Genomic DNA, 24,432 nt, shown 5'->3' on the forward strand with positions numbered 1-24,432 from the left:
AAGGGCAGTGAAGCACGTCCGGTTGCGGCGCGGCGCCTCAGGTGACGTTCACGGCTCGTCCGGCGTCAACCCGTCCAGGAAGAGGGGTGGGCGGGTCGCCTCGATCCGCTGCCACGCGGCGTTCAGGCCGTCCGGGTCGAGCATGGGGGCGGCCAGCGCGAAGCACGCGATGTGGTGCGCGCAGACCAGGGCCACGCCGCTGGGCCCCAGGCGGCTGCGTTCGCTGGGCGTGAGGAGACGGGCGAATGCGGCCGGGTCACCCAGCGCGGGGTGGCTGCCCTCACGGATCGCGGCGCGCAGGAACGCGGCGACCTCGGCGGGATTCAGCCAGAAGCCGAACATCAGCTGGTCACTCAGGGCGTCCAGGCGGCGCATGCGGGGGCCGTCCAGCCCGACGCGCACCAGGGACCGCGCGAGGTCCTGGCGTTCCAGGCGCAGCGCGGCGTACTCCGCGAGGCGCAGTTGCTCGCCGGGCGGCGTGACGCGGCCGCCCACAGCGCGGCGCAGGCGGTAGGCGAGCACGTACTCCTGGTATTCGCGCAGCAGGTCGGTGACGGGAGCGGACACGCCGGTCAGTGTAGGCGAGCGCCCATACACCACACGGTTCTTTCACACCCGTTTGATCGGGGGCGGGCATGCTGCGCCCATAGGACAGTCATGCTGGACAACGGCCCGGCCCGCCGCGATGTGGGGACAAAGGCCACCGCTTCTTCCGCTACGCTGCTGGCATCCAAGTCAGTTTCAAGGAGAACCCCATGCACCTGCTGAGGCGCAATCACGAATTCGAATACCGTTCCCTGTCGGGTGCTGACCGGCCCGGCCTGGCGGACCTGTACAGCGACGCGGCGGCCACACGCGCCGTGCTGGTGCTGCGGAATGTGCCGTCGGGTGAGGCCGCGCGGGCCCTGTCGGCCCTGAATCACTCGTGGCTGCCGTACCTGCTGCGCGCCGAGACCACGCTGATGGTCCTGAACCTGCGTCCCCGCGTCAATGGCGGTAAGGCCAGGGCGGTGGTGCTGCCGCTCAGCGCGTAGCGCAGGCCCAGTACGCTGGCGCGGCCCTCCACTGTGGGGGCCGCGCCTCCTTGCACAGAGCCTCAGCGCTCAGCGCGAAACTTCAGGGTGCGCCGGGGGCCGTCTGCACGGCCTTCAGGGCCAGCAGCGTGGCGGTCACGTCCAGCAGGGCGTGCAGGCCGTACACGGTCAGGCTGACCGCGTCAGGCGCGCCGCTCAGGCCCGCGACGGGCACGACGTTCACGACACCCAGCGCGAGGCTCAGCGGGGCGGTCACGTTCAGCCAGGACAGCAGCCGGGCGCGGGCGTGCGGGTCTTCCGGGTGGGGTGCAGCGCGCACGAGGCTGCCGTACCCGGCGTTCTTCGCCAGGATGAAGCCCAGTTCGATGCTGGCAATCGCGGCCAGGGCCACCGGGTTCGCATTCAGCTGGCCGGATAGGTACGCCAGGGCACTCAGGGCCCACAGCGCCAGCCGCAGCGAGGTCAGCCAGGGGAACAGGGCGCGCAGGGAGCGGCGCACGCCGTCCTCTTCAGGCGTGGGCGCCGCCCGGGTATAGCGGGCGAGCAGTTGCGTCCACCAGACGAGCACCACGGCGGCCAGCAGGGCCCGCAGGGTCGCCAGCCACGCGAACTGATCGGTCAGGCCCGCGCGCCACAGGCTGTACGCGCCCAGGCCCAGGGTCGCGGCGGCCAGCGCCCACAGGGCCGCGAGCGCCGCGGTCCTCCAGCGGTCCGGTGGTCCAGCGGGCCCGCGTGGGGTCATGACAGGCCCAGTTTCGCGGTCAGGCGCTCGCGCACCACCTCCGGCTTGGCCTGCCCGCCCATGGCCTTCATGACCGGTCCGAACAGCGCGTTCATGGCCTTCGCGTTCCCGCCGCGCACCTTCTCCACGGTGGCGGGGTCGGCGGCCATCGCGGCGTCGATGGCAGCGTCGATGGCGGCCGTGTCAGTCACGACGCTCAGGCCGCGCTCCTGCACCAGGGCGGCGGGGTCCTGCCCAGCCAGGACGTCGGGCAGCAGGTCCTTGGCAATCTTGCCGCTGATGGTGCCCGCGTCGATCAGGCCCACCAGCGCGGCGAGGTGCGCGGGTCGCAGGGCGCTGCCGTCCAGCGTCTCCTCGCGCGCGGCGAGCAGGCCGGACACGTCGCCCAGCAGCCAGTTCGCGAGTTTCTGCGCGTCGAGCTTCTGGGCGTCCGGCTGCGCACCGGCCTGGGGTTGCGCGGTCAGGGCCTCGTCGAAAAAGTGCGACAGGGGCACGCTCAGACTCAGGGTCTGCGCGTCCGCCGCGCGCACGCCCGCCGCGAGGTACCGCTCCAGCTTCTGCGCGGGCAGCTCGGGCATCCGCTCACGGACGCGGGCGATCCACTCGGGCGTGATGTCCAGCGGCGGCAGGTCCGGCTCGGGGAAGTAGCGGTAGTCGGCCTCGCCCTCCTTGGTGCGCATCAGGAACGTCTTCTGCCCGCCCTCGTCCCAGCCGAGGGTGTCCTGCGTGATGCGCCCCCCGGCGTCCAGGATGCGCGCCTGCCGGGCAGACTCGAACTCGATGGCGCGCGCCACCGAGCGGAACGAGTTGAGGTTCTTCACCTCGCACTTCGTGCCCCACGGCTCGCCTGGTTTGTGCAGGCTGAGGTTCACGTCGCAGCGCATCTTGCCTTCCTCGGGCGTGGCGTCACTGACGCCCAGCGCCTGCGCGATGGCCTGCACGCTCTCCAGGAACGCGCGGGCCTGCTCGGCGCTCACGATGTCGGCCTCGGTGACCATCTCCAGCAGGCTGGACCCGGCGCGGTTCAGGTCCAGCATCGAGTACGGCGCGTACGTGGGGTGCGTGAGTTTCCCCGCGTCGTCCTCCAGGTGCGCGCGCTTGATGCGGATGCGGTGCGTGCTGCCGTCCTCCAGCGTCACGTCCAGGAACCCGTCGCGCGCGATGGGCCGGTCGTACTGGGACAGCTGGAAGTTCTTCGGGGCGTCCGGGTAGAAGTAGTTCTTCCGGTGGAACTGCGTGAAGCCCGAGACGTCGCAGTTCAGGCCCAGGCCGAACATCATGGCGAGTTCCACCGCCTCGCGGTTCAGGGTCGGCAGGGTGCCGGGCAGGCCCAGCGTGAACGGGTCCGTGAACGAATTCGGCTGCGCGCCGTGATACTCCTGCGGGCACGCGCTGAAGATCTTCGATTTCGTCTTCAGTTGCAGGTGAACTTCCAGACCAATGACCGCCTGATACGCCATGACGCGCAGGATACCGCTGCGGGGCGGGAAACCCGGCGTTCAGGACTAGGAAGGCGCCCCCTTACAGGGCCCCTCAGCGCCCGGTGGCGCACGCCCCCGTGAGTTCCGGGCGGTACTCGAAGTGCATGGTGTCGAGGTGGTACCAGCGCCCACCCCAGATCCACCCGCGCCGCTCGAAGGTGTGCACCAGTCCCGCCGGGAACTGGTTGCGCCAGGGAATGCCGCGCTGCCCCTCGCGGAAGCCGCTCCACTGCCAGTACGCGGCGCGGGCGGTGTTCAGGTCGATGGCCGCGCCGAACGAGTGAACGCTGCGCCGGGGCGTGCCCGCCACCGCGCGCCACAGGAACGTGCCCGCGCTGGGCGTGAGGAAGGGACGCCATTCGGGGTGCGCCGCAAGGTCTTGCGCGACGGCCCGCAGCGAGTCGGCCGCCCCGTTCACGCGCGTGACCTGCAGGGGCTGCCCGAACCAGTTGACGGTGACCAGCCCGGCGCGTACGGCGGCCTCAGACGCGCCGTACATCTTCCGGAAGAGGGGCTCGAAGCGGGCGCGGCCCGGGTCGCTCAGGTACGCGGGCGCCGTCAGGGGCGCGCAGGCGGGGTACGCGGCGTCCAGCTGGTCGAGCAGACCCGGGGCGTTCAGCCGCGCCGCGTACGTCTGAGCGGCGCTGCGGGTCAGGGGTGTGCGCGTCCCTTCCCGCCACACCAGCGCGCCGCCCTCCACGCCGCGCAGGAACGCCGGGTACGCCGCCACCAGCCGCTGCGCCGCGGCCGACTCGGTGGGCGTCAGGGCGGCCGCGGATGTCCACCCCAGCGCGGTCAGTCCGGCCCCCAGCATCCAGGTCCACGCGGCACGTCTCTGCATGCGCCCAGCGTAACGCGGGATTAACGCCCGCCCGGGCACACTGACCCTGTGCCTGAGCTGCGAGGGAGGGGGGCCGGAACCCGGGCCTGCCCGCCTCTCACGCCGCGCCGCGCACCGCCGACTTCCCCTCCGTCTTCCCCACTGAAAGTCGTCACGCCGTGACGCGAAGGTAGCCCATGACGAACTATCCCCTTGCCAACTTCTCTGGTTCCTGCGGCGAATCCTCCACCCGAGGCCAACCCAACTCCGTGACCTGTGACCGCGGCATGCAGCCCAACGAGGCCGCCGCCATTGACGGCAACACGGACCTGTCCACCTGCATGATCGCCAACGGCGGCGCCAAGGTGTACGGCATCACGCTGACCGGTTCGCCCGGCATCTACGACTACGTCGTGAACGTGGACGCCCAGGGGCCCAGCGGCTTCGGCAGCGGCAGCATGTACCTGGCGTTCACGGATCAGTCCGGGGACACGTACTACCTGTCCATCTACAGCAGCAGCCGTTCGGTGCACACCGTGCGGTACAACAGCCAGCAGCCGGCCATCGTGAAGATGTGGTGGAGCGACTACAGCTTCGACGTGTAATCCAGCCGGACTGAAGCGGGCCGCCCACATCCGGGCGGCCCGCTTCCGCTTCACGTGCCCGGCCGGTCCGGCGGCAGGAAGTGGGTGCGGGCCGCCGGGCTGTTCAGCATGTCCGGCGGGTAGAAGGCGTGCAGGTACGCAGGGTTGAACAGGTGGGGGCAGCGGGCCTCGAAGGCGTCCCAGGTTTCCGTGGGTTCCCGGGGGGTGCGGTCCAGGTGGTCGAGGACCGCGAAGAACCACGCGGTGGTCTGCGTCTCGCTGTACTTGTCCTGGAGGCCCATGCGGCGGGCCAGGTCCAGCAGGCCGGCGCGGAATTCGGCCAGGGCGGCCAGGGCGGGCTGTTCCCGCAGCAGGTGCCACGCCACGTGCAGGTGTGCGGCGTGACTGAAGCGACCGTACCGGGCGGTGGCCTGCGTGAGGGCGCGCTTGAAGGGGGTCATGCCTGCATTGTGCTTGAGATCATGGGAGCAGGCTGCTAGTATTTCGGTAGTTGCCTAATAAGGCAATCAACGAATGAGGTGCTGGTATGCGTGACCACTCATGAACGAGGTCTTCAAAGCACTCTCCGACCCCACCCGGCGCGACATTCTCGCCGCCCTGCGCCAGGACGAACAGACCGCCGGGCAGCTCGCCGACCGCTTCCCCCTCAGCAAGAGCACCCTGAGCGGCCACTTCGCCGTGCTGAAAGCCGCCGACCTGATCGACAGCGAGAAACGCGGCACCACCATCATCTACCGCCTGAACACCACCGTCTTCCAGGACGTCCTGAGCCACATGCTCAATCTGTTCGGCCCCACCAGCGCCCCCCCCACCCAGAAGGAGAACCCCTGATGCGCCCCTGGCTTGCCCTGCTCCCCTTCCCGCTGACCTTCGCCCTGGCCGCCTGGAGCCTCCCGCAGCAGCCCGCCCGGTTGCCCACCCACTGGGGCGTGGACGGTCAGCCCGACGCCTGGGGCAGCGCCGCACAGGCCCTGTTCCAGCTGCCCACGCTGATGCTGCCCGCCGCCCTGCTCCTGCTGTACCTGGGCCAGGTCCCGTCCCAGCGCCGGAATACGCCCCTCCTGCAACTGGTCGCGCTGGGCCTGGGCCTGCTGGCCCTCACCCAGACAGCCGCGCTGGCCTTCGAGTGGAACACCATCCGCGCCCTGCTGGTCGGCCTGGGGCTGCTGTTCACGATGATCGGCAACGTGATGGGCCGCGCGCACCCCAGTGCGTTCGTGGGCCTGCGCACCCCCTGGGTGTACCTGAGCCGCCGCGCGTGGCACGCCTCGCAGCGCCGCAGCGGCGTGTGGTTCGTCGGCCTGGGCGTGGGCCTGCTGCTCGCCGCGCTGCTGGTGCCCACCGCGTGGCTGACCCCGTGGGTGGCCCCCTACGCCCTGCTGGCCGCCGTGGCCCTCATGCTGGGGGTCCTGACGTACGCCTCCTACCGCGACTGGAAGACCGACCCGGAGCCGCAACCCGTCCAGCTGTAACCGCAGCCCTCTGACCCGCGCGCCCGTTCAGTCGAGCACGCGGGTCATCTCATGCGCGCTGGCCGTGAAACCCAGCGCCTCGTACAGCGGCCGGGCCATGTCGCTGCTGCCCAGGCTGACGCGCGTGATCCCGCGCGAGCGCACGGCGTCCAGGCAGGCCGTCACCAGCGTGCGGGCGTGCCCAGCGCGGCGACAGTCCGGGTGCGTCCAGACATTCACCACCCGCGCCCGCCACGGCTGCGGATCACCCCGCGTGGGCCCCCAGTGCAGCAGGGTCACGCCCGCTCCGGCGATCACCTCTCCCCCGTCCTCACGCAGAAACCCCAGGTACCGTCCGTCCCGGATGGCACCGGCCACCCACGTGGCGTACACGGGCCGCTCGGGAAAGTCGCGGGCGTCCGGGAAGCGGTGCGCGGCGACGGTAGCGGCATCAGTGGGCGTAACCGGGCGCAGGGTCATGCGTCTCCCAGCAGCTGACTGCCGCCGGGCAGGGTGCGGCCCAGCGCGTCGCCGGGGTTGTGCAGCGCGCAGCGGTCCAGGCTGAGGCAGCCGCAGGCGATGCACCCGTCGAGGTCGTCGCGCAGGCGGGTCAGGGTGGCGATGCGGGCGTCCAGCGCGGCGCGCCACGTGGCGGACAGGGCCGCCCAGTCCTGCGCGCTGGGCGGGCGGCCGCCGGGGAGGGTGTCGAGCGCGGCGCGGATCTCGGCGAGGGGCACGCCGACGCGGGCGGCGGCGCGGATGAACGCGAGGCGGCGCAGCGTGTCGGGCGGGTAGCGGCGCTGGTTGCCGCTGGTGCGCGCGGCGGTGATCAGGCCCTCGCGTTCGTAGTGGTGGAGGGTGGGGACGCTCAGGCCGCTGCGGGCGGCGAGCTGGGCGGGCGTGAGGGGCGTGGGCATGGGTGGCCTCCTGGGCTTGACCTCAAGTTGACTTGAGGTTCTACCCTTCCAGTATGCGGCGCCCACCCTGTCCCTGCGTCCCTACCTGCCCGTGACCTCAGCCCGCTCGCCCCCACCCCGGAGGAACCCCGATGCGCCTTGACCACCTGACCCTGCACGCCCCGGACCTGAGCGCCCAGCGGGCCTTCTACGCCCTGACCCTCGGTCTGCCCATCTGCCACGACACCCCGGAAGAATTCACCGTGCAGGTGGGCCGCTCCCGGCTGTCCTTCCGCCAGGGGGACACGCCCGCCGCGCACTTCGCCATGGACATTCCCCGCACGCTGGTCACCCAGGCGCAGGCGTGGCTGGAGGCGCGGGCGCCGCTGCTCGCAGACCCGGACGGGCAGGTGCGGTTCGGCCCGGACGGCGCCTTTCACAGTTCAAACCTGTACTTCCGCGACCCGGCGGGCCACATCGCCGAATTCATCGCGCGGCACGACTTGCCCTTCGATCACACAGGGCCGTTCGGGCCGCAGCACGCGCTGCACCTCAGCGAATTCGGGCTGGTCGTGCCAGACGTGACGGACGCGGTGGACTGGCTGGAGGCGCGGCTGGGCCTGCGCGCCTGGGTGGGCCGCAGCCGCACCTTCACCCCGGTCGGCGGCGCGGACGGCAGCCTGATCGTCGTCCCGCGCGGACGTGGCTGGTTCCCGATCGGCCTGCCGGGTCAGCCCGTCCCGTTCCACCTGACCTACCGGCAGGATCGGGAGCGCCTCCTCACCCCGGCGGACCTGCCGTTCCTGCACACTCAGGTCCTGGCGTGACCGGCCGCCTCTCCCCTGCCCATCACATCCGGCTGGCGCGGCCCAGTCTGGATCTGGACGCCGCGCAGCGCTTCTACGCGGACGGCCTGGGCCTGCGCGTGCTGCACCGCAGTGCCCACGACGAGTTCGCCGCGCTGCTGATGCTGGGCTTCCCCGGCGCGGCGTGGCACCTGGAACTCACGCAGGCCCATCACCTCCACGTGGCGCCCACCCCTACCGCCGAGGACCTGCTCGTGCTCTACCTGGACGGCCCGGTTCCGCCCGACCTGATCCGGCGGCTGGAGGCGCACGGGGGCGGGCGCGTCGCGGCGCTGAACCCGTACTGGGACCGCTGGGGCGTGACGGTGCGCGACCCGGACGGCTTCCGGCTGGTGCTGTGTGAGCGGGTGTGGCGGAGCGCCCCGTGACAGAATCGGACGCATGATCTTCGTGGCGCTGCTGCACGCCGTGAACCTGGGCGCGAGGCGCAAGGTGCCCATGGCGGACCTGCGCGCCCTGCTGAGCAGCCTGGGGCTGGAGGGGGTCCGCACGTACATCCAGAGCGGGAACGCCGTGTTCGGCGCTGGACCGGATCCGGCGCTGCGCGGGCGGCTGGAGGCGGCGCTGGAAGCGCAGTTCGGCTTCCCGGTGCCGGTGACACTCCGCACGGCGCACGAGTGGCGGGAGGCGGCCAGGGACTGCCCCGCGCACCTGCGGGATGAGGCGGTCGTGCTGGCGTTCCTGCGCGACCCGCCCGACCCGGCGCGCGTGGCGGCCCTGCGGGGGCGGGACGTCGCCCCGGAACGCTGGGAGATCGTGGGTCAGACGCTGTGCCAGACGGTCCCCGACGGCGTGCGGAACATGAAACTGTCCTCGGGCGTGATCGAGCGGACGCTGGGCGTGAAGGTCACCGTCCGGAACGAGCGGACCGTGCAGGCCATCGCGGCGATGCTGGACACCTGAGCCGCGCCCGGTTCCCTGTTGGTTTAGCCTGCCGCATGACCCGCCTGAAGTCCGCGCCCGCCGCCTTCCTGTCGGCGGCGCCGCTGCTGTTCGTGCTGCTCTGGAGCACCGGGTTCCTGGGGACCAAGGGCGCGGCCCGCAACGCCGATCCGTTCGCGTACCTGACGGTGCGGTTCGTGCTGGCCGCCGGGCTGATGGCGCTGCTCACGGCGGCGCTGCGGGCGCCGTGGCCCACGCGGGCGCAGGCGGGCCGCGCGGCCGTGACGGGTCTGCTGCTGCACGCCGGGTACCTGGGCGGCGTGACCACCGCCATCTGGCTGGGCCTCCCGGCGGGCGTGACGAGCGTGCTGGTGGGCGTGCAGCCCCTGCTGACCGGCCTGCTGTCCTGGCCGGTGCTGGGCGAGCGGGTCACGGCGCGGCAGTGGTCGGGTCTGGCCCTGGGCTTCGTGGGCGTGCTGCTGGTCATGGAGGGCCGCGTGACCGGCGGGCTCGGCAGTCCCGCCGCGCTGGGGGCCGCCGCGTTCGCGCTGATCTGCACCACGGCGGGCACGCTGTACCAGCGGCGCGTGGGCGGGGACATGCCGCTGCTGGGCGGCACGGCCGCGCAGTACGTGGCGAGTGCCGCCGCGCTGGGGGCCATCACGCTGGCGCGTGGGGGCGGCGTGATTCACTGGAACGCGGAATTCATCCTGTCGCTGACGTGGCTGGTGCTGGTGCTGTCGGTCGGGGCGATCCTGCTGCTCATGCGGCTGCTGCGGGACCTGCCGGCGGCGCGCGTGAACAGCCTGTTCTACCTGGTGCCGCCGCTGGCGGTGCTGGAAAGCTGGCTGCTGTACGGCGAGCGTCTGAGCGGCGTCTCCCTGGCGGGCCTGGCGCTGTGCGTGGCGGGCGTCGCACTGGCCGCCGCCCCACCCCGCCCGCGCTGACGTGACTTCCAGGTGGGCGCGCGCCTGAGGCTCATCAGCCTGCGCGCCGCCAGGGGCAGTGACGGGCGCGCTGTGCGGCCCGCTCCGGGTTCGTGGCGGGTCAGCCCCGCCCGGCCTTTCTGGGGGGGTTAGGTTTCTGTGCGTGCCGTGCGGTAGCCTGCGGCACCAAGTTCAGACGGGAAGGTTAGGTTGACGTGACGGCATGACGGTTCAGGTCCTCAACGTACGTATGGTCGAGCGCCGCGCTGAAGCGGCGCTGCTGCTGACGGTCCTGCTGCATGCCCTGACGGTCACCGTGACGCCGCCCGTCAGCGGGTCCGCCTGGCTGACGGGCGGGGCGTACCTGCTGGGTCAGCTGGCCTGCCTGCTCGTCGCGGCGGAGGCCTGGCGGGGCGCGCACCACGCGCAGCGGCGGCTGCTGGGGCGTTTCACGCTGGCCCTCACGGCGCTGTGGTTGGGCGACTGCGTCACCCTGAGTTTCGAGCTGCGGGACCTGAACATCCCCGGTCTGTCCGTCGCGGACGCGCTGTACGCCACGTACTACCTGCTGATGGGCGGCGCGCTGCTCAGCCTCACGCGCCTGCGCCTGAACTCCCTGCGGACCCTGTCCATGACGCTCGACAGCCTGATCGTCATGACGATCCTGGGCACGGTCACCTGGACGTTCCTGCTGTCCCGCAGCGTGCCGCTGCACCCGGCCGGCGCGGCGTACGTCACGCTGGACCTCGCGCTGATCGCCGTGGGCCTGCTGGCCCTGCGGCAGCAGCGCCTGAGCGTGCCCGTGGCGCTGCTGTGCGCGGGCCTGACCCTGATCGTCAGTGGTGACCTGCACGCCGCGCTGGTGGGCGGGTACGCGTCCGGGAACCGCGCGGACTTCCTGTACCTGTGGGGCAGCGCCCTGCAGGTGCTGGGCCTGTGGTGGCGGCGTGACCAGGCGGTGCGGGGCGTGCAGTGGCGCCCACCCCGCCCGGTGCGGGTGTGGCTGGCGGCCTTCCCGTACCTGGCGGGCGGCCTGACCTGCGCGGCCCTGCTCGTGTCCCGTCCGGCGCCGGTCACGCTGTGGGGCGCGGCCCTGACGTTCCTGCTGGTGCTGCTGCGCCAGGGCACGGTCATCCAGGAGAACCACCTGCTGGCGCGCAAGTTACGGCACTCCGCGGCGGAACTGGAACGGCGCGGCTCCCAGCTGCGGTACCAGGCGCGGCATGACGCGCTGACCGGCCTGCCCAACCGCGCGGAGTTCGAGGAGCGCCTGCGCGCCGCCATCAGCGGCCCGGCCGCCGTGATGTTCATCGACCTGGACGGCTTCAAGGACGTGAATGACACCTTCGGGCACCCGGTGGGTGACGACCTGCTGCGCCTCGTGGCCGCCCGGCTGCAGACGCACCTGCCCGCCCGGGCGACCCTGGCGCGCGTGGGTGGCGACGAGTTCACGCTCGTGCTGCCCGGCGCGGACGAGGCGCAGGCGCTGCACACCGCGCGGCGCCTGCTGAACAGCCTGAGCGACCCGGTGGCCGTGGCGGGCCTCACGCTGACCGTGTCGGCGTCCATCGGGGTGAGTGTCGCCCCGCGCGACGGCACGGACGTCACGACCCTGCAGCGCCGGGCGGACACCGCGATGTATCACGCCAAGCACAGCGGCCGCCGGCAGGTGAAGGCCTTCACACCGGCCCTGGACGACCAGCGGCGCGAGCATTTCGCGCTGGAGGCCGCGCTGCGCCGCGCCGTGCACGCCCAGCAGTTCACGCTGCACTACCAGCCGCAGCTGCGCGGCGCCGCACTTGAGAGTGTTGAGGCCCTGGTCCGCTGGACCGACCCGCAGCTGGGGCCCGTGTCGCCCGGGCGGTTCATTCCGGTGGCCGAGCAGTGCGGCCTGATCCTCCCGCTGGGCCGCTGGGTGCGCGAGCAGGCGTGCGCGCAGGCCGCCGCGTGGCACGCGCAGGGCCGCCCCCTGCGGGTCGCGGTGAACGTGTCCCCGCTGGAGTTCACGCAGCCGGACTTCGTGCCGCACGTGCAGGGCCTGCTGCTTGGCCTGGACCTGCCCGCGCACCTGCTGGAACTGGAGGTCACCGAGGGTCTGCTCGTGCAGGACCTGACGGGCACCGCCGCGATCCTGCGTGAACTGCGCGCGCTGGGCGTGCGGATCAGCGTGGATGACTTTGGCGTGCAGCACGCGTCCCTGAGCGCCCTGATGGCCCTCCCGGCCGACGTGCTGAAACTCGACCGCAGCTTCCTGAGTGGCCACGACACCCCGGGCGGACTGCCCAGCGGGACGCAGGTGCTGCGCGCCGTGCACACCCTGGGCCGCGAACTGAACCTCGACGTACTGGCCGAGGGTGTCGAGACGCCCGAACAGCACGCGCTGCTGCGCGACCTGGGCTTCGAGTACATGCAGGGGTTCCTGTTCGCGCCCGCCATGCCCGCCGAGGAACTGGACCTGTGGCGGGACGCCCGCAGCGGCTGAAGGCAGGCGCGAAGGTGCGGGCCCGCCAGTGGCCGTCGTCAGCGGCGTGTGCCCTGAGCGCCCAGTCTGCCCCGCGGCAACCCAGACCCCGCAGCGCGCGTACCGGCAGGTATGGAACTGAACGGACGGATCGGCGGAGTCTCCCTGGGGTACGACCTGCGCGCCACCTGGGACGGCCAGCGCCTCACGGGCCGCATCGGCGGGCGGTTCGAGGGCAAGGACATCCACCTCAGCGTGCACGGTGGGCGCGTGACCGGCCGGGTCGGCGGGACGTTCGAGGGCTTCGACGCGACCGGCGACCTGGGTGATCAGCGCGTGGACGTGCGTCTGGGTGGCCGCATTCAGGGGGACGACCTGCACCTGACCCTGAGCGGCGCGCGGGTCGAGGGGCGCTTCTCGGGCCGGATCGACGGCAAGGACGTGAGCCTCACCTCAGACGGCGGGCGCCTGCACGGCCGGATCGGCGGGGTCGTGGACGGCAAGGACGTGAGTCTCGAACTGGATGGCGTGCCCGCACTGGTGGCGGCGCTGGCGGCCACCTGCGCCTTCAAGGCCCTGGAGGATCAGCAGGACGCCGCCAGCGCCAGTACCGCCAGCAGCAGCTGAGGGGGCTCAGGGGGCGGGCTGCACCCGTGGCGTCAGGGGTGGGCGGCGGCCAGGATCAGGTCGGCGGGCGTGTGAACGTGCTCGGCGGCCGCGCCGCCCAGGTGCAGCAGCGCGCGGCCCACCAGGTCAAAGCCGAGCGCATACCCGGCCCAGCGCGGCAGGTTCTGCACTTGAGAACCGTAGAACCAGGCCTCAAACCCGAAGTCCGTGGTCCGCAGCAGCGGCGTAGCCCGCGCCCACAGCTCGCGCAGGTTCACGGGCGCCTGCGCGTACAGGGGCGGCGTCTCTCGCTCGGTGAGTTCGTGGTGCTGCGCGAGGCCCTCGCTGACCAGCACCTCCAGCAGCGTGCGCCCGTAGCCGGGGCCGCGCCAGCGGGCGGCGTGATGCAGTTCGTGGGCGAGCGTGGCGGGCAGTTCGGTGCGCCAGCCGGACAGGAAGTGCCCATGGCCGGGGTTGATGGTCAGCTCCACGTAAGTGCCGGTGGGCGCGTAGCCGTGCACACCGGTCTCCGGCAGGGCCCAGGGCAGCACCCGCAGGGCGACGTCCACGCCGTCCAGGTTCAGCCGGGCCGCGTGCCAGTTCAGGGTCGCGGTCAGTTGGCCTTTGATCTCGCGCGCCAGTTCAGGCTTCAGTTGACCGGCGGCGTTCATGACGTGCAGGGCGTTCATCACGCCACGTTCAGCGGCGCAGCAGGATGAACCCGGCGGCGCAGGCCATCGCCAGCAGCAGGGCGGGCGCCCCGAGCAGCCAGTTCATGGTGCCGGCCAGGGTGGCCGTGACGGTCAGGACGCCGGTCATCCACCCGCAGGCGAGCAGCGCGAAGGTCGGCCAGGGCAGGCGGTTGACGGTGATCAGCAGCAGCGGCGTCAACGCCACGTACCGCAGCGTGCGGGCCAGGGCGCTGCTGGTGCCCGCGTCGAAGGTGGCCCCGGCCACCCACAGGGTCAGGGCGGCGGCCGGAATCAGCAGCAGGATGGGCAGCAGGGCCGTGCGGGCAGCGGGGGCAGGATGCATCTGACCCACAGTACGGTCCGTTCCGTGCGCGGGTGGCCTCAGATGAGCACGGGTCACCCTCGTCCCGCACACGGCGCCCCGCGTGCCCGATTCCCAGCAAGCCGCACATTCCCGCGTCTGGGCGCGTGGTACGTTCCGCGCATCATGACCGTGACTGCGAAGGCGAGGACGTTGGGAGAACTGCTTCAGACCGAAGGGTACGCCGGGCGCGCGCCGTTCGACGGGAAGATCCGCCTGGTGCAGGACGAGGTGCGGGACAACCTGACCCGCAAGCTGCGGGGCGGCGAGGAACTGTTCCCCGGTGTGGTCGGGTACGACGACACGGTGATTCCGCAGCTGGTGAACGCGCTGCTGGCCCGGCAGAACTTCATCCTGCTGGGCCTGCGCGGACAGGCGAAGAGCCGCATCCTGCGCGCCATCACCGAACTGCTGGACCCCGAGGTGCCGGTCATCGCGGGCGTGGACATGCCGGACGACGTGCTGAACCCCGTGGGGGCCGAGGGCCGCGCGCTGCTGGAGGCGCACGGGCTGGAGCTGCCGATCCGCTGGCTGCCGCGCGCGGAGCGGTACGTGGAGAAACTGGCGACGCCGGACGTGACGGTCGCGGACCTGATCGGGGACGTGGACCCGATCAAGGCGGCGCGCCTGGGCACCAGCCTGGGTGACGTGCGCAGCATGCACTTCGGGCTGCTGCCCCGCGCGAACCGCGGGATCTTCGCCGTGAACGAACTGGCGGACCTGGCGCCGAAGGTGCAGGTGGCGCTGTTCAACATCCTTCAGGAGGGGGACGTGCAGATCAAGGGCTACCCCATCCGCCTGGAACTGGACGTGATGCTGGTCTTTTCCGCGAACCCCGAGGATTACACGGCGCGCGGGAAGATCGTCACGCCCCTCAAGGACCGCATCGGCAGCGAGATCCGCACGCATTACCCGACCGACGTGCGCCTGGGCATGGACATCACCGCGCAGGAAGCTGTGCGCAGCGGCGACGTGACGGTGCCGGAGTTCATCGCGGAACTCGTGGAAGAAATTGCCTTCCAGGCGCGCGAGGACGGCCGCGTGGACAAGCTGAGCGGCGTGTCGCAGCGCCTGCCGATCTCGCTGATGGAGGTCGCCGCCGCGAACGCCGAGCGCCGCAGCCTCGTGCAGGGCGACGACGCGGTCGTGCGCGTCAGTGACGTGTACGCGGGCCTCCCCGCCATCACCGGGAAGATGGAACTGGAGTACGAGGGTGAACTCAAGGGCGCGGACAACGTCGCCCGGGACGTGATCCGCAAGGCCGCCGGGGCCGTGTACGCCCGCCGCTACGGCAGCGCGAACACCCGCGAGCTGGAAAAATGGTTCGAGGCCGGGAACGTGTTCCGCTTCCCGCAGGGCGGGGACAGCGCCGCCGCCCTCAAGGCCGCCGGTGAGGTGCCGGGCCTGAGTGACCTGGCCGCCGAGGTTGCCGCGAGCAGCGTGGACGCCGTGCGTGTGTCCGCCGCTGAGTTCGTCCTGGAGGGCCTGTACGGCCGCAAGAAGCTGTCCCGCGCGGAGGAACTGTACGCCGCGCCGGAACCCGAGGCGCGCCAGCAGCGCGGCGGCCGCTGGAACTGAGCAGGCCACGAAGGGGGCGGAGCTGATCAGCCCCGCCCCTCTCCTATTGGCCCTCAGGCATCACCGGTCAGGTAGAAAGCGATGTCGGTCTCGTACTCCTGCGGGTTGGGGGTGTGGGGCACGCTCCTCACGTAGAACTCGGCGGTCACGCCACAGACGCTCAGGCCGCGCCGCAGCGCCTCCTCCACGACCTGCGTGTAGGCCGCGCCGGTCTGGTCATAGGGGCCGACGAAGCGACCGATGAAGGCGGCGCCACCGCCCAGGGTCCGCACCTCGATGCGGCCCTCGGGGCGCACGTCCCCGTCGACCGGGACGCAGACCTCGACCAGGCTGCCCTGCCCGGTGTCGTCGTTGTGGTGGATGAAGAAGCTGGGCGCGGCGGGCTGGTACCCCTGCCGGCGGGCGTAGTGCATGAGGTCCTGCAACGCCTGCGGGATCACCTCGTAGTGCGGCGGCTGGAGCACGGTGCGGATGATGAGGCACTGGCGGTCGGGCAGCTGCTCAAGTCGGTAGTGCATGGGGGTCTCCTGGAGAAGGTGGCGCAGGTGCGTCAGGGCCTGCTGACGGTCGGCGATCTCGGCAGTCAGGCGCTGCTCGTGCGCGTGGAGCACCTCTGGAGTCAGTTCAGGCTGCCGGATCAGGGTGCGGATGTCGTCGATGGGCAGGCCCAGCGCCCGCCAGTGGCGGATGCGGACCGCGAGGTTGATCTGCGCGGCGCTGTACGCGCGGTAACCGGTCTGGTCGTCCACGGCGTCGGGGCGCAGCAGACCGATCTCGTCGTAGTAGCGCAGTGTTTTCGGGGGCAGCCCGGTCAGCAGGGCAAACCGGGAGATGATCAGGCGACCTCGCATGCCCGTCACGCTAGGCGTTCCAGCAGCGGGAAGGTCAAGTGCGGCGGCGGGCGTGACGTGGGTTCTGCCCACCTTTCGTATGCTGTGCCCTATGGCTGTTGTGACCCGTATTGCTCCGAGCCCGACCGGTGACCCGCACGTGGGGACCGCGTACATTGGGCTGTTCAACTTCACGCTGGCGCGTCAGGGCGGGGGGAAGTTCATCCTGCGTATCGAGGACACCGACCGCAACCGGTACGTGCCGGACAGTGAGAAACGCATCTTCCAGATGATGCAGTGGCTGGGCCTCACGCCGGACGAGTCGCCCCTACAGGGCGGCCCGAACGGCCCGTACCGGCAGTCCGAGCGCTTCGACCTGTACGGCGAGTACGCGCGGCAGCTGGTCGCCAGCGGGCACGCGTACTACGCCTTCGAGACGGCGGAGGAGCTGTCGGCGCTGCGTGAGGCGGCGCAGGCGGAGGGCCGCGTGATCGCGGTGCCCAGCCGTGAGCTGGAGGCAGGAGCGGCCCAGGCGCGCGTGGACGCGGGCGAAGCGGCCGTGATCCGCCTGAAGGTCCCGCGCGAAGGCGAGACGCTCGTGAATGACCTGCTGCGTGACCCGATTCACTTCCAGAACCGCGAGATTGACGACAAGGTACTGCTGAAGGCCGACGGGTTCCCCACGTACCACCTGGCGAACGTGGTGGATGACCGCCTGATGGGCGTGACCCACGTGGTGCGCGCCGAGGAGTGGATCACCAGCACGCCCATTCACGTGCTGCTGTACCGCGCCTTCGGCTGGCCTGAGCCGGTGTTCGCGCACATGCCACTGCTGCGCAACTCGGACAAGTCGAAGATCAGCAAGCGCAAGAACCCCACCAGCGTCGAGTGGTACCAGCAGCAGGGCTTCCTGCCCGAGGCCATGCTGAACTTCCTGGCGACAATGGGCTGGACGCACCCGGACGGCCTGGAAGTGTTCGATCTGGAGGAATTCCAGAGGGTGTTCCGCCTGGAGGACGTGACGCTGGGCGGCCCGGTGTTCAGTCAGGAGAAGCTGCGCTGGTACAACGGCAAGTACCTGCGCGAGGTGCTCTCCGAGGACGAAGTCGCCCGGAGGCTGCACGCGTTCCTGGCCGATCAGAAGGTAAACCTCCCCCTGGACGACTACTTCCGGTCGGTGGTGCGCCTGATGACCCCCCGCATGGAGGTCTTCAGCGAGTTCCTCAACAAGACACCTTACTTCTGGTCGGAGGAGTACCCGGTGACCGAGAAGGCGCAGGCGGCAATCGACGGCGCGCGCGAGCTGCTGCCCGAGCTGGCCGCCACGCTGAAGAACCTGCCGACCTTCGACGCGGCGTCCATCAAGGCGGCCTTCGCGGCCTTTGCCGAGGAGAAGGGCCTGAAGCTCGGGAAGGTCATGCCCCCCGTGCGCGCCGCAGTGGCGGGCACCATGGAGAGCCCGGACCTACCGGACCTGCTCGCCACGCTGGGCCGCGAGCGCGTGGTCGCCCGGACCTCTAAGCTGGGCGCATGACGCTGATCGCCGCGGTTCTGGTGGGCCTGATCGCCCTGCTGCACGTGTACATCCTGGTGCTGGAGATGTTCATGTGGACCACCCCACGGGCCATGAAGGCCTTCGGCACCACGCCAGACCTCGCGGCGCAGACCCGCGTCATGGCGGGGAACCAGGGCCTGTACAACGGCTTCCTGGCGGCGGGCCTGATCTGGGGCCTGCTCACCGGTTCGGCGGCCATCCAGCTGTTCTTCCTGGCGTGCGTGGCGGTCGCAGGACTGTACGGCGCGGCCACCGCGAACCGCCGCATCCTGTTCATCCAGACAGTGCCTGCCGCGCTGGCGATCCTGGCGGTGCTGCTGGCCCGCTGACAGCGGTGTTCAGACGTGTTGAGGAGTTCCCTCAACACGTCTGAACCGAGCAGCGCGAGAAGCCGCCAACGAAGCGGTTGGAAGTGGAGTTGAAGGGCGTGCCGTTGGCCGTTCAACGGCACTGGAAACCGCTGTCAGCTCCCGTCCCCGCCTCCCAAACGCTCGTTTGGTTCCCGTGCCTCCCGGCTGCTACGCTGGGAGGCACTTTCATACCGACGGGGCCGCGCGGCTCCTCTCTTCCTGCCATGCCTGACGTTCTGCCCTGTCCCGCTCCCGGCCTGCCGCGTCGCAGTGACCGGCTGCTGAACCAGCGCCGCGCGCCCTGACGGCGGACCCCTCCCCCATCCGGCCCGCAGACGCCACCCCTTCAGACAGGAGACCGCATGACCCCAGATGCCAAGCTGGCTGCCCCGCAGCCCGACCGTCACGCCTCAGAATCGCAGGACACCGCCCCCGGCTACGCGGCGGCGCAGGCTGCGTACGACGACGCCCAGAGCAGCGGGGACATGGTGCAGTGCCTCGCGCCGGACGGCTCGGTCGTCCGCGAGGACCTGCTGCCCGACCCCGAAACTCGCCTGGAATTGTACCGCCAGATGCGCCGCGCCCGGCACTTCGACGAGCGCGGCTGGGTGCTGTACCGCCAGGGCCGCCTGGGCGTCTTCCCGCCCTTCGGCGGCATGGAGGCCAGCCAGGTCGGCACCGCCGCCGCCCTGACGAAGAACGACTGGCTGTTCCCCACCTACCGCGACACCGGCGCGGCCCTGACGCTGGGCCTGCCCATCGCGCGCACCCTCGCCTACTGGCGCACGAGCCCGCACGGGTGGCACATGCCCGCCGACCTGAAGGTCCTGCCCTTCTACATACCGATCGCCACGCAGTACCCGCAGGCGGTCGGCGCGGCCCTCGCCGAGCGGCGCCAGGGCACCCGCAACGTCGCCATGGCGTTCATCGGGGACGGCGGCAGCAGCGAGGGCGACTTCCACGAGGCCCTGAACTTCGCCGGGGCCCTGAACGCCCCGTGCGTGTTCATCCTCCAGAACAACGGCTGGGCAATCAGCGTCCCCACCCGTGCACAGACGCGCGCCACCGACCTCAGCCGCCGCGCCGACGGATACGGGATTCCCGGCGTACGCGTGGACGGCAACGACGCCCTGGCGACCTACCACGTCACCCGTGAAGCCGTGGACCGCGCCCGGGGCGGCGGCGGCCCCACCCTGATCGAGACCGTGACGTACCGCGTCAAGCCGCACACCGTCGCCGACGACCCCAGCCGCTACCGCAGCGAGGCCGACACCGCCGGCTGGGACGCCAAGGACCCCGTCACGCGCCTGCGCACCCACCTCCTGAACGCAGGCCTGATGACCGAGGCCAGCGAGGCCGACCTGCTCGCCGAGATCACCGCCGAGTTCGAGGCCGCCCTGGCCGAGGCCGACAGCTACCCCGAACCCACCCCCGCCGAGATCCTCGACCACGTCTTCGCCGAACCCACCCCCCAACTGAAGAAACAGCGCGCGGAGATCCTCGCCGAGCACGCCGCGCACGACCAAGCCCAGGACAGCAAGGAGCAGGCATGACCGCCACCGCCACCCCCCCCACCGGCACCACCAAAACCATGACCATGGTCGCCGCCATCAACGACGCCCTCGACATCGCGCTGGCCGCTGATGACGCCGTGCACATCTTCGGGGAGGACGTCGGCGTCATGGGCGGCGTGTTCCGCGCCACCGACGGCCTCCAGGCCAAACACGGCCAGGAACGCGTCTTCGATACCCCCCTCGCCGAGGCCGCCATCGTCGGCATGGGCATCGGCATGGGCCTCGCCGGCCTGAAACCCGTCGCGGAAATCCAGTTCGCCGGCTTCCTCTACCCCGCCCTCGACCAGATCCTCTCCCACCTCGGTCGCTACCGCCACCGCACCCGCAGCCGCTACCACCTCCCCATGGTCATCCGCGCCCCCTACGGCGGCGGCGTCCACACCCCCGAACAGCACGCTGACAGCCCCGAAGCGATCCTCGCCCACACCCCTGGCGTCAAGGTCGTCATCCCCAGCACCCCCGCCGACGCCAAAGGCCTCCTGCTCTCGGCCATCAACGACCCCGACCCCGTCTTCTTCTTCGAAGCCATCAAGCTCTACCGCAGTGTCAAAGAAGACGTCCCAGTCGGCGACTACCGCGTGCCCATCGGCAAGGCCCGAGTGGTCACGGAAGGCGACGACGTCACCGTCATCTGCTACGGCGGCATGGTCGAAGTCGCCCAGAAAGCCGCCGCCGCCGCCACACAGGCCGGCATCGGCGTCGAAGTCATCGACCTGCGCACCCTCGTCCCCATGGACACCGACACCGTGATCGCCAGCATCGCCAAAACCGGCCGCGCCGTCATCGTCACCGAAGCGCCCCGCACCGCCGGATTCCACAGCGAAATCGCCGCCGTCATCGCCGAAGAAGCCATCGAACACCTCCGCGCCCCCATCGTCCGCGTCACCGGCTTCGACGCGCCCTACCCACCCTTCACCGCCGTTGAGGACGTGTACCGACCCAACCCGCTGCGAGTCGCGAAAGCGATCCGGCAGGTCATGGACTACTGACCCACTGAGTGAACGCGTATGGGGGCGCCTGCGGCGGTCTGCCCCACCCCCCAGCCCCCTACCCCAGAGGGGCAGGGGGAGTTTTCGCTGCGCTCGGCAGGTATTTCTCTGGCTTAATCAGCGGGGATGGGGCGGGGACGGCCACGTATGGGCTTGCATGCCTCCGGTATCGCTGCGAGCGCCCCGCGCGCTGCGCGCACGACGGGCTCGGCTGCCACGACGCCAGTGGGACAAGCCAACTTGGTGCGGACCAGAAGGTTCTACTTTTTGGGCTTTAGCAGTGGCGGGCTTCTTGCGGCTGTTGCAGCGCACTCGTGCCAACAGCGTGACCTGCGAGACCTTTTCGCCTCAGGGGTGGATCATGAAGGGCGGGGACGATGGAGGGGATGCGTTCCCCTGCCCTGCTGGTGACGGCGGCCCTGCTCGTGGGGGCGGCCGCGTTCGGTGTCACGCGCCTCCAGTCTGGTGCAGAGGCTCAGACGGCTGCGGTCGAGCAACCAGCGGTGCCTGCGCTACCGCCCGCTGCGGAACCCGCACCAGAACCCGTAGGGCCGGACCCTGCGCCGGAACCGGTCACCCCCACTCCAGTCCAGGTGCAGCCGCCCACGCCGGAGGTCACACCTGCGCCTCGGCCGGCCGCGCCTGCCCGGATGCTGCCGGCGCTGGCCAGCGTCACGGGCATCCGGCACGAGTACCAGCGGCTGAACAACTGCGGGCCGGTCACGATCGGCATGGCCCTGAGCCGCTGGGGAGGCGCGCTGAACCAGTACGACATCGCGCCGAAACTCAAGCCGTCGAAGGGGGACGTGAACGTCTCGCCGGAGGAACTTGCGGCGTTCGCGCGGGCGCAGGGCATGGACGTGCACCTGGCGCGCGGCGGGGACCGGGCGCTGCTGCGGTCGCTGCTCGCGTCGGGCTTCCCGGTGATCGTGGAGACGTGGTTCGTTACGCCGGACTCGGGCGGCATGGGGCACTACCGCCTGCTGACCGGCTACGACGACGCCACCGGGCAGTTCAGCGCGCTGGACTCGTACCTGGGGCCGCTGCGGATGAACTACGCGAATTTCGACGAGCTGTGGCGGTCGTTCGGGCGCACGTTCCTGATCGTCACGCCGCCGTCGAAACGGGCGGCCCTGGCGGGCGTGCTGGACTGGCGAGCCGACCGCGCGCAGCAGCAGGCCGAGACGCTGCGGGTCGCCGAGCGCGAGGCGGAACGGCGCAACGATGCGGTGGGCTTCCTGACCCTGGGGCAGGCGCAACTGGACGCGGGGGACGCCCGCGCCGCCGCGCGCACCTTCGACCGGGCGTTCGCCGCGACGCCCGACCGCGCCCTCGACCCGACCCGGCCCGCGTGGGTGCAGGGCGGGCTGCCCTGGCGCGCGCTGTGGTACTCGTTCGGGCCGCTGGAGGCGTACACCCGCACCGGTCAGTACGCGCGGGTGCTCACCCTGACAGGCGCGGTGCTGCGCTCGGTGCCCACGCACGAGGAGTCGCACTACTGGCGCGCGCGGGCCCTGACCGGCCTGGGCCGCACCGCCGAAGCGCAGGCTGCGTACCACGAGGCGCTGCGCCTGCGCCCCGGCTTTGCGGAGGCGCGGCAGGACCTGAACCGGCTGTAGCCGTCAGCCGGGGAAGTTCAGGAGGACGTGTTCGGCACTGAAGCCGGGGCCCATGGCGCTCAGGAGGGCGCGGCCCTGCGGGTGGGCGCGCAGGGTTTCTTGCAGCACGAACAGGACGGTGACGCTGCTCATGTTGCCGTAGTGGCGCAGGACGTGGCGGCTGGCGTCCAGCGCTCCAGCGGGGAGGTTCAGGGCCTCCTCGTAGGCGCTGAGGACTTTCACGCCGCCGGGGTGGACGACGTACGTGCCGACCTGCGTGGGGCACCAACCGTGCGCGCTCAGGGCGGCCTGGACGTTCCCCTGCATCATGCCGCGCACCAGTGTGGGGATGTCGCGGCTGAAGCGGACTTTCAGGCCCTCGTCGACGACGTCCCAGCCCATGATGTCCTCGCTGTCCTCGATGAGGGTGGAGTACGCGCCGCACAGTTCGGCCAGGGGGGCGGGGCCCGGTTCGTCGGGGTGGGTGAGGACGGCGGCGGCGCCCCCGTCGGAGAAGAGAGCGGTGCCGACGAAGTTGCTCTTGGTCTCGTCGCCGTGCACGAGGGTCAGGCTGCACAGTTCCACGGCGACGTACAGCACGCGGCGGTACCCGGCGCGGACGAGGTCGGCGGCGCGGGCCAGTCCGCTGGCGCCTCCGGCGCAGCCCAGGCCCCACACGGGGAGCCGCGCGGCGTGCCGGTTGATCCCCAGATGTTCGATCAGGTCGGCGTCGAGGCTGGGGGCGCTGATGCCGCTGGTGTTCACGACGACCACGGCGTCCACGTCGGCGGGGGTGATCTGCGCGGCGTCCAGCGCCTCCCTGGCCAGTCGGCGGGTCAGGGCGCGGGCTTCCTGCACGAAGACGGCGTTCTTCTCGCCGAAGCCGCGTGGGGTGAGGTACCACTCGAGTGGGCGGGCCAGGGCGCGCGTGTCGATCTGCGCGTTCGTGAAGACGTCCAGCAGCTGTGGGCGGGCCGCCATGCGCGGGAAGAGGGTGCGGGCGGCCTCCTGCACCTGCGTCTGCGGCGTCAGGTGCGGGGGCGTGCCCGTCACGAGGGCGCGCAGGTGGGGGGTCAGGGGCATGCGCCGCATTCTGCGCGCCGGGTGGCGTGGGCGGTCAGGGAAAAGCCACGGTTCAGAATTCAGGAAACGTACATGCCGGGCTCACTGCGTCCTGTTCTGGTGGGGCGGGCGCCCTGGCCGTTACTGCTGCTTCTCCCATTCCTGGCGGCCGACCTCGTCCAGCGCGCGGAAGTCCTCGTCGGTCAGGGTGAGGTGGGCGGCGGCGACGTTCTCTTCGAGGTGCCGGACCTTGCCGGTGCCGGGGATGGGCAGCATGACGGGGCTGCGCCTGAGGACCCAGGCGAGGGCCACCTGGGAGGGCGTGGCGCCCAGTCGCGCGGCGATCTCGGTCAGGACGCTGCCTTCTTTCGCGAGGTTCCCGGCAGCCAGGGGGAACCAGGGGATGAAGCCGATGTGCTCGCGCTCGCAGTAGTCCAGCACGGCCTCGCTCTTGCGGTTGGCGAGGTTGTAGAGGTTCTGCACGGTAGCGACGGGGAACACGTTGCGGGCCGCCTCGATCTCCTCGACGCTGACTTCAGAGAGTCCGGCGTGGCGGATGACGCCCTCGTCCATGAGTTCCTTGATGGCGCCGAACTGCTCGTCGCGCGGGACGTGCGGGTCGATGCGGTGCAGTTGCCACAGGTCGATGCGGTCCACGCCCAGGCGACGGCGGGAGATGTGCGCCTGCTGCTTGAGGTACTCGGGGCGGCCCACGGGAATCCAGACGTTCGGGCCGGTGCGGGTCAGGCCGCCTTTCGTGGCGACCACGACGGCGTCGTAGGGGTGGAGGGCCTCGCGGATGAGTTCCTCGCTGACGGCCGGGCCGTAGCTGTCGGCGGTGTCGATGAAGTTCACGCCCAGTTCCGGCAGGCGGCGCAGGGTGGTCAGGGCGCCCTCGCGGTCGGCGGGGTCGCCCCACACGCCGTCGCCGGTGATGCGCATGGCGCCGAAGCCGAGGCGGGTGACGGTCAGGTCGCCGCCGATCTTGAAGGTGCCGCTCGGGGCGGCGTTGGGGGTGGTGTCGGTCATGGTGTTGCCCTCCAAGGGGGCATTGTGCGCTGCCCGTTGACGGC

At 71.1% G+C, this 24,432-nt stretch carries 28 protein-coding genes; 16 read left to right on the forward strand and 12 right to left on the reverse strand.

Annotated elements, in window-relative coordinates:
* Window positions 1-48: 48 nt before the first annotated feature.
* Complete coding sequence (locus IEY63_RS13745) at window positions 49-567, reverse strand: hypothetical protein (protein WP_229784715.1); 519 nt, start codon at window positions 565-567, stop codon at window positions 49-51.
* A 188-nt stretch (window positions 568-755) separates the two neighbouring features.
* Between IEY63_RS13745 and IEY63_RS13750 the strand changes: the two genes are divergently transcribed.
* A complete protein-coding gene (locus IEY63_RS13750) occupies window positions 756-1,034 on the forward strand; it encodes a hypothetical protein (protein ID WP_189069577.1) in 279 nt (92 codons plus the stop codon).
* Between the two features lie 82 nt (window positions 1,035-1,116).
* Here IEY63_RS13750 and IEY63_RS13755 read toward each other — a convergent pair whose 3' ends face one another.
* The 3 genes from IEY63_RS13755 to IEY63_RS13765 all read right to left on the reverse strand — a co-directional run bounded on the left by IEY63_RS13755 (window position 1,117) and on the right by IEY63_RS13765 (window position 4,098).
* Window positions 1,117-1,776: a hypothetical protein gene (locus IEY63_RS13755; RefSeq protein WP_189069578.1), complete on the reverse strand. Its 660-nt coding sequence runs from the start codon at window positions 1,774-1,776 to the stop codon at window positions 1,117-1,119.
* Complete coding sequence (gatB, locus tag IEY63_RS13760) at window positions 1,773-3,236, reverse strand: Asp-tRNA(Asn)/Glu-tRNA(Gln) amidotransferase subunit GatB (RefSeq protein ID WP_189069579.1); 1,464 nt, start codon at window positions 3,234-3,236, stop codon at window positions 1,773-1,775. Before gatB ends, IEY63_RS13755 begins: the two co-directional genes overlap by 4 nt.
* A gap of 73 nt (window positions 3,237-3,309) precedes the next feature.
* The gene (locus tag IEY63_RS13765) at window positions 3,310-4,098 is read right to left on the reverse strand and encodes a M15 family metallopeptidase (RefSeq protein ID WP_189069580.1); all 789 of its coding nucleotides are present in this window, start codon (window positions 4,096-4,098) and stop codon (window positions 3,310-3,312) included.
* 266 nt (window positions 4,099-4,364) lie between these two features.
* On the opposite strand from IEY63_RS13765, the gene IEY63_RS13770 reads away from it, so the two are divergent.
* Window positions 4,365-4,682 (forward strand): hypothetical protein, encoded by a 318-nt coding sequence (locus IEY63_RS13770; protein ID WP_189069581.1) that lies wholly within the window; start codon window positions 4,365-4,367, stop codon window positions 4,680-4,682.
* A gap of 50 nt (window positions 4,683-4,732) precedes the next feature.
* Here IEY63_RS13770 and IEY63_RS13775 read toward each other — a convergent pair whose 3' ends face one another.
* On the reverse strand, window positions 4,733-5,122 hold the full coding sequence (locus tag IEY63_RS13775; RefSeq protein WP_189069582.1) for a hypothetical protein: 390 nt from the start codon (window positions 5,120-5,122) through the stop codon (window positions 4,733-4,735).
* A gap of 100 nt (window positions 5,123-5,222) precedes the next feature.
* Between IEY63_RS13775 and IEY63_RS13780 the strand changes: the two genes are divergently transcribed.
* Window positions 5,223-5,513, forward strand: coding sequence for an autorepressor SdpR family transcription factor (locus IEY63_RS13780; protein ID WP_189069583.1), 291 nt, complete (start codon window positions 5,223-5,225; stop codon window positions 5,511-5,513).
* On the forward strand, window positions 5,513-6,154 hold the full coding sequence (locus tag IEY63_RS13785; protein ID WP_189069584.1) for a DUF1648 domain-containing protein: 642 nt from the start codon (window positions 5,513-5,515) through the stop codon (window positions 6,152-6,154). Before IEY63_RS13780 ends, IEY63_RS13785 begins: the two co-directional genes overlap by 1 nt.
* 27 nt (window positions 6,155-6,181) lie before the next feature.
* Here IEY63_RS13785 and IEY63_RS13790 read toward each other — a convergent pair whose 3' ends face one another.
* Window positions 6,182-6,613, reverse strand: a complete 432-nt coding sequence (locus IEY63_RS13790; protein ID WP_189069585.1) for a GNAT family N-acetyltransferase — start codon at window positions 6,611-6,613, stop codon at window positions 6,182-6,184.
* The gene (gene soxR / locus IEY63_RS13795) at window positions 6,610-7,050 is read right to left on the reverse strand and encodes a redox-sensitive transcriptional activator SoxR (RefSeq protein WP_189069586.1); all 441 of its coding nucleotides are present in this window, start codon (window positions 7,048-7,050) and stop codon (window positions 6,610-6,612) included. Before soxR ends, IEY63_RS13790 begins: the two co-directional genes overlap by 4 nt.
* 131 nt (window positions 7,051-7,181) lie before the next feature.
* On the opposite strand from soxR, the gene IEY63_RS13800 reads away from it, so the two are divergent.
* The 6 genes from IEY63_RS13800 to IEY63_RS13825 all read left to right on the forward strand — a co-directional run bounded on the left by IEY63_RS13800 (window position 7,182) and on the right by IEY63_RS13825 (window position 12,791).
* Entirely contained in the window at window positions 7,182-7,856 is a 675-nt protein-coding gene (locus IEY63_RS13800) for a VOC family protein (RefSeq protein WP_189069587.1), read from the forward strand.
* Window positions 7,853-8,263 (forward strand): VOC family protein, encoded by a 411-nt coding sequence (locus IEY63_RS13805; protein ID WP_189069588.1) that lies wholly within the window; start codon window positions 7,853-7,855, stop codon window positions 8,261-8,263. Before IEY63_RS13800 ends, IEY63_RS13805 begins: the two co-directional genes overlap by 4 nt.
* Before the next feature lie 13 nt (window positions 8,264-8,276).
* Window positions 8,277-8,798, forward strand: coding sequence for a DUF1697 domain-containing protein (locus IEY63_RS13810; RefSeq protein ID WP_189069589.1), 522 nt, complete (start codon window positions 8,277-8,279; stop codon window positions 8,796-8,798).
* 35 nt (window positions 8,799-8,833) lie between these two features.
* Window positions 8,834-9,724, forward strand: a complete 891-nt coding sequence (locus tag IEY63_RS13815; protein ID WP_189069590.1) for a DMT family transporter — start codon at window positions 8,834-8,836, stop codon at window positions 9,722-9,724.
* A 202-nt stretch (window positions 9,725-9,926) separates the two neighbouring features.
* Entirely contained in the window at window positions 9,927-12,185 is a 2,259-nt protein-coding gene (locus IEY63_RS13820) for a putative bifunctional diguanylate cyclase/phosphodiesterase (protein ID WP_189069591.1), read from the forward strand.
* A gap of 111 nt (window positions 12,186-12,296) precedes the next feature.
* The gene (locus IEY63_RS13825; protein ID WP_189069592.1) at window positions 12,297-12,791 is read left to right on the forward strand and encodes a hypothetical protein; all 495 of its coding nucleotides are present in this window, start codon (window positions 12,297-12,299) and stop codon (window positions 12,789-12,791) included.
* 32 nt (window positions 12,792-12,823) lie between these two features.
* Here IEY63_RS13825 and IEY63_RS13830 read toward each other — a convergent pair whose 3' ends face one another.
* Window positions 12,824-13,459: a DUF2268 domain-containing putative Zn-dependent protease gene (locus IEY63_RS13830; RefSeq protein ID WP_229784716.1), complete on the reverse strand. Its 636-nt coding sequence runs from the start codon at window positions 13,457-13,459 to the stop codon at window positions 12,824-12,826.
* Window positions 13,460-13,469: 10 nt separating this feature from the next.
* Window positions 13,470-13,805 carry a hypothetical protein gene (locus IEY63_RS13835; protein ID WP_189069593.1) on the reverse strand — a complete coding sequence of 112 codons (336 nt, stop codon included), beginning with the start codon at window positions 13,803-13,805 and terminating at the stop codon, window positions 13,470-13,472.
* Window positions 13,806-13,949: 144 nt separating this feature from the next.
* On the opposite strand from IEY63_RS13835, the gene IEY63_RS13840 reads away from it, so the two are divergent.
* Window positions 13,950-15,401, forward strand: a complete 1,452-nt coding sequence (locus IEY63_RS13840) for a sigma 54-interacting transcriptional regulator (RefSeq protein WP_189069594.1) — start codon at window positions 13,950-13,952, stop codon at window positions 15,399-15,401.
* Between the two features lie 53 nt (window positions 15,402-15,454).
* On the opposite strand, the gene IEY63_RS13845 is transcribed toward IEY63_RS13840, so the two are convergent.
* Window positions 15,455-16,252: a MerR family transcriptional regulator gene (locus IEY63_RS13845; RefSeq protein WP_189069595.1), complete on the reverse strand. Its 798-nt coding sequence runs from the start codon at window positions 16,250-16,252 to the stop codon at window positions 15,455-15,457.
* A gap of 91 nt (window positions 16,253-16,343) precedes the next feature.
* Here IEY63_RS13845 and gltX point away from each other — a divergent pair, with 91 nt between their 5' ends.
* The 5 genes from gltX to IEY63_RS13870 all read left to right on the forward strand — a co-directional run bounded on the left by gltX (window position 16,344) and on the right by IEY63_RS13870 (window position 22,318).
* Entirely contained in the window at window positions 16,344-17,765 is a 1,422-nt protein-coding gene (gltX, locus tag IEY63_RS13850; RefSeq protein WP_189069596.1) for a glutamate--tRNA ligase, read from the forward strand.
* The gene (locus IEY63_RS13855) at window positions 17,762-18,115 is read left to right on the forward strand and encodes a DUF1304 domain-containing protein (RefSeq protein ID WP_189069597.1); all 354 of its coding nucleotides are present in this window, start codon (window positions 17,762-17,764) and stop codon (window positions 18,113-18,115) included. Before gltX ends, IEY63_RS13855 begins: the two co-directional genes overlap by 4 nt.
* A 506-nt stretch (window positions 18,116-18,621) precedes the next feature.
* Window positions 18,622-19,689 (forward strand): pyruvate dehydrogenase (acetyl-transferring) E1 component subunit alpha, encoded by a 1,068-nt coding sequence (pdhA, locus tag IEY63_RS13860; protein WP_229784721.1) that lies wholly within the window; start codon window positions 18,622-18,624, stop codon window positions 19,687-19,689.
* A complete protein-coding gene (locus IEY63_RS13865) occupies window positions 19,686-20,699 on the forward strand; it encodes an alpha-ketoacid dehydrogenase subunit beta (protein ID WP_189069599.1) in 1,014 nt (337 codons plus the stop codon). The genes pdhA and IEY63_RS13865 overlap by 4 nt, the downstream gene beginning before the upstream one ends.
* Window positions 20,700-21,085: 386 nt before the next feature.
* Window positions 21,086-22,318, forward strand: a complete 1,233-nt coding sequence (locus IEY63_RS13870) for a tetratricopeptide repeat protein (RefSeq protein ID WP_268239662.1) — start codon at window positions 21,086-21,088, stop codon at window positions 22,316-22,318.
* Window positions 22,319-22,321: 3 nt separating this feature from the next.
* On the opposite strand, the gene IEY63_RS13875 is transcribed toward IEY63_RS13870, so the two are convergent.
* A complete protein-coding gene (locus IEY63_RS13875; protein ID WP_189069601.1) occupies window positions 22,322-23,389 on the reverse strand; it encodes a type III polyketide synthase in 1,068 nt (355 codons plus the stop codon).
* Between the two features lie 111 nt (window positions 23,390-23,500).
* Complete coding sequence (locus tag IEY63_RS13880) at window positions 23,501-24,388, reverse strand: aldo/keto reductase (protein WP_189069602.1); 888 nt, start codon at window positions 24,386-24,388, stop codon at window positions 23,501-23,503.
* Window positions 24,389-24,432 lie beyond the last annotated feature (44 nt).

The organism is Deinococcus radiotolerans, assembly GCF_014647435.1.
GTDB classification, from domain to species: Bacteria; Deinococcota; Deinococci; order Deinococcales; family Deinococcaceae; genus Deinococcus; species Deinococcus radiotolerans.

Coding starts and splice junctions, on each gene's coding strand:
- IEY63_RS13865 (WP_189069599.1), top strand. CDS start 19,686: ATGACCGCCACCGCCACCCCCCCCACCGGCACCACCAAAACCATGACC.
- gltX (WP_189069596.1), top strand. CDS start 16,344: ATGGCTGTTGTGACCCGTATTGCTCCGAGCCCGACCGGTGACCCGCAC.
- IEY63_RS13815 (WP_189069590.1), top strand. CDS start 8,834: ATGACCCGCCTGAAGTCCGCGCCCGCCGCCTTCCTGTCGGCGGCGCCG.
- IEY63_RS13880 (WP_189069602.1), bottom strand. CDS start 24,388: ATGACCGACACCACCCCCAACGCCGCCCCGAGCGGCACCTTCAAGATC.
- IEY63_RS13825 (WP_189069592.1), top strand. CDS start 12,297: ATGGAACTGAACGGACGGATCGGCGGAGTCTCCCTGGGGTACGACCTG.
- IEY63_RS13790 (WP_189069585.1), bottom strand. CDS start 6,613: ATGACCCTGCGCCCGGTTACGCCCACTGATGCCGCTACCGTCGCCGCG.
- IEY63_RS13800 (WP_189069587.1), top strand. CDS start 7,182: ATGCGCCTTGACCACCTGACCCTGCACGCCCCGGACCTGAGCGCCCAG.
- IEY63_RS13835 (WP_189069593.1), bottom strand. CDS start 13,805: ATGCATCCTGCCCCCGCTGCCCGCACGGCCCTGCTGCCCATCCTGCTG.
- gatB (WP_189069579.1), bottom strand. CDS start 3,236: ATGGCGTATCAGGCGGTCATTGGTCTGGAAGTTCACCTGCAACTGAAG.
- IEY63_RS13785 (WP_189069584.1), top strand. CDS start 5,513: ATGCGCCCCTGGCTTGCCCTGCTCCCCTTCCCGCTGACCTTCGCCCTG.
- soxR (WP_189069586.1), bottom strand. CDS start 7,050: ATGCCCACGCCCCTCACGCCCGCCCAGCTCGCCGCCCGCAGCGGCCTG.
- IEY63_RS13770 (WP_189069581.1), top strand. CDS start 4,365: ATGCAGCCCAACGAGGCCGCCGCCATTGACGGCAACACGGACCTGTCC.
- IEY63_RS13875 (WP_189069601.1), bottom strand. CDS start 23,389: ATGCGGCGCATGCCCCTGACCCCCCACCTGCGCGCCCTCGTGACGGGC.
- IEY63_RS13870 (WP_268239662.1), top strand. CDS start 21,086: ATGCGTTCCCCTGCCCTGCTGGTGACGGCGGCCCTGCTCGTGGGGGCG.
- IEY63_RS13755 (WP_189069578.1), bottom strand. CDS start 1,776: ATGACCCCACGCGGGCCCGCTGGACCACCGGACCGCTGGAGGACCGCG.
- IEY63_RS13845 (WP_189069595.1), bottom strand. CDS start 16,252: ATGCGAGGTCGCCTGATCATCTCCCGGTTTGCCCTGCTGACCGGGCTG.
- IEY63_RS13820 (WP_189069591.1), top strand. CDS start 9,927: ATGACGGTTCAGGTCCTCAACGTACGTATGGTCGAGCGCCGCGCTGAA.
- IEY63_RS13775 (WP_189069582.1), bottom strand. CDS start 5,122: ATGACCCCCTTCAAGCGCGCCCTCACGCAGGCCACCGCCCGGTACGGT.
- IEY63_RS13750 (WP_189069577.1), top strand. CDS start 756: ATGCACCTGCTGAGGCGCAATCACGAATTCGAATACCGTTCCCTGTCG.
- pdhA (WP_229784721.1), top strand. CDS start 18,622: ATGGTGCAGTGCCTCGCGCCGGACGGCTCGGTCGTCCGCGAGGACCTG.
- IEY63_RS13780 (WP_189069583.1), top strand. CDS start 5,223: ATGAACGAGGTCTTCAAAGCACTCTCCGACCCCACCCGGCGCGACATT.
- IEY63_RS13765 (WP_189069580.1), bottom strand. CDS start 4,098: ATGCAGAGACGTGCCGCGTGGACCTGGATGCTGGGGGCCGGACTGACC.
- IEY63_RS13830 (WP_229784716.1), bottom strand. CDS start 13,459: ATGAACGCCCTGCACGTCATGAACGCCGCCGGTCAACTGAAGCCTGAA.
- IEY63_RS13855 (WP_189069597.1), top strand. CDS start 17,762: ATGACGCTGATCGCCGCGGTTCTGGTGGGCCTGATCGCCCTGCTGCAC.
- IEY63_RS13840 (WP_189069594.1), top strand. CDS start 13,950: ATGACCGTGACTGCGAAGGCGAGGACGTTGGGAGAACTGCTTCAGACC.
- IEY63_RS13810 (WP_189069589.1), top strand. CDS start 8,277: ATGATCTTCGTGGCGCTGCTGCACGCCGTGAACCTGGGCGCGAGGCGC.